5 protein-coding genes are annotated in these 1,997 nt (G+C 66.1%); all 5 read right to left on the bottom strand.

Annotated elements, in window-relative coordinates:
• Positions 1–331: response regulator (locus ABNS06_RS11340; protein WP_348674709.1), on the bottom strand; the 331-nt coding region annotated here is incomplete at its 3' end.
• On the bottom strand, positions 331–639 hold the full coding sequence (locus tag ABNS06_RS11335; RefSeq protein WP_348674708.1) for an STAS domain-containing protein: 309 nt from the start codon (positions 637–639) through the stop codon (positions 331–333). The genes ABNS06_RS11340 and ABNS06_RS11335, both read right to left, overlap by 1 nt.
• Positions 640–697: 58 nt before the next feature.
• Positions 698–1,105, bottom strand: a complete 408-nt coding sequence (locus ABNS06_RS11330) for a hypothetical protein (RefSeq protein WP_348674707.1) — start codon at positions 1,103–1,105, stop codon at positions 698–700.
• Complete coding sequence (locus tag ABNS06_RS11325) at positions 1,105–1,593, bottom strand: chemotaxis protein CheW (protein WP_348674706.1); 489 nt, start codon at positions 1,591–1,593, stop codon at positions 1,105–1,107. The genes ABNS06_RS11330 and ABNS06_RS11325 overlap by 1 nt, the downstream gene beginning before the upstream one ends.
• 16 nt (positions 1,594–1,609) lie before the next feature.
• On the bottom strand, positions 1,610–1,997 hold a 388-nt coding region (locus ABNS06_RS11320; RefSeq protein ID WP_348674705.1), incomplete at its 5' end, for an OmpA family protein.

Below are 1,997 nucleotides of genomic sequence, written 5' to 3'. Positions count from 1 at the left end.
GCTGGTCAGGATTGAACGGCTTGACCAGCCAGCCCGTCGCACCCGCCTGTTTGCCGGCCGCCTTCTTGTCGGCGCCGGCCTCGGTAGTGAGGATCAGCAACGGCGTGAACTTGTAGGAATCCAGCCCACGCAGTTCGCGGACGAGCGTGATGCCGTCCATGTTTGGCATGTTCACATCGGCCAGCACCAGCGAGTAATTGCCGGCGCGGGCCTTGTCCAGCGCGATCTGGCCGTCCTCGGCCTCCTCCACGTCGAAGCCAGCATCGCGCAGCGTGTACGCGACCATCTGACGCATGGAGGGTGAATCGTCGACGGCGAGAATCTTTTTCATCAGTGTGTCTCCGTGGTGTCCGGAAGAGAGTCAAGGGCAAGAACCGATTCCAGGCCCAGCAGGCGGGCACCATCGACCAGCACTTCGGACGCGGCCGACCAGTCGGTCTGGCGACCAAAACGTTTGCGCTCCGTCACGAAGCTGGCGATCAGTTGCAGGCCCGGCGTGTCGACCCGAACAATGTCCTGGCCGTCGAGGGTGACGGGCTGCTCGCTGTTGCGGGCATCCATCAACTGCGCGTGCAACGTCGCGATTTCGCGAATGGAGAGTTCTCCATTGAGATCAACGGTCACGGATGGATTGGTCATGGCTATCTCCCGTGGGCTTCCTGACGGTTCATCGGCCGCCTTTCGAAAATCTGAACAATCAATGCGGCCCATTGGCCGACGGCTCGAGACGCGTGATCAGCCGTGCCTCCGCGGGCGTGAGGCCGTACTCCTTGATCAACAGCTCCGGAGCGATCCCGTCGCGTGCCAGCGACCGCGCATGCTCCAGCCCCCAACGCCGCTCCAGCGCGCGATGGGCATCGGTCAGCGCGTCGATCCGCGATAGCGCGTCACGCATCTCGCCGCGGGCGGCGAGCTGTGCGGGCATGCTGCTGAGTTCCTTGTGCAGGGTTTGCAGCGCGCGGCCCAGTGCGGCCTGGGTAGTCCGGTCGGCGCGCTGCGCCGTGACCAGCCGGGCCTGGGTCGTCGCCAGGCGATCCACCCGGCGGGCCAGCAGGAACACGGCGAGCAGACAGGCGCCGGCAACGGAGACGAATGCGGCAAGCATCAGGCGTTCGCTCCAATGCGATCCAGCACGGCGCGCACGTCCAGCACGAGCAGCGGCGCCCCCTGACGCTGGAAGACCCCGGCCACCGGCAGCGCGGCGCGGTTGTCCGCAACCTTGGGCGCCGGCTCAAGCAAGCGATCCGGTGCGTTCCAGACATCACCGACGGCATCCACGGTCAGCCCCACCGGCTCTCCGGTCACGTCAGTGACGAGAATGCGCTGGGAGTCGGTGGGCTCGGGTATCGAGCGGCCCAGCATCGTGTGCAGCGACAACACGGTGACGATGGCGCCGCGCAGATTGATCACGCCCAGCATCCAGTTCGGCGCGCCAGGCACCGGCGTGGGTTCGCAGGGCCGCAGGATCTCTCGAATCTGATCAATTTCGATCGCGTAGCGGCTGTCCAGCAAGCCGAACGTCAGCCAGCGCGTCGTCGCCTCGGCGGGCGCGGTCGTCTGCTCCGCCTGCGTTTCGAAGAGCTTCTGCAGCATGGCCTGGGTCGACATCTCAAGCACCTTCGCGTGTTGGTTGCCCGCCTTCTGCAGGATTTGGGCCCCGCCCCCGCGTCGTCGACGACGTACCACGCCGCGCCATCGTCCTCGCATTCGGTCGGTTGCCCGGCGCCAATTGTTCGTCGCGAATCACCAGCACGACGCGTCGGTTGCGCTGGCGGCCACGCACCGTGTCGTTGCCCGCGATCGGCTGAAATTCCCCGTAGCCCTGCACACTTAGCCGCGTTGCGGCGACTCCGGCATCGGTCAGCACGCGGAGCACGCTGACGGCGCGCGCGGCGGACAGCTCCCAGTTCGACGGAAACCGGCGGGTGTGAATCGGCTCGTTGTCGGTATGCCCCTCGATGATCACGTGGTTGGGGTACGGCGTCAGAATCCCGGCG

This window comes from uncultured Abyssibacter sp. (assembly GCF_964000955.1).
GTDB lineage: Bacteria > Pseudomonadota > Gammaproteobacteria > Nevskiales > OUC007 > Abyssibacter.
The sequence above is the reverse complement of the archived record's forward strand: the minus strand, read 5'-3'. Positions and strand labels throughout refer to the sequence as shown.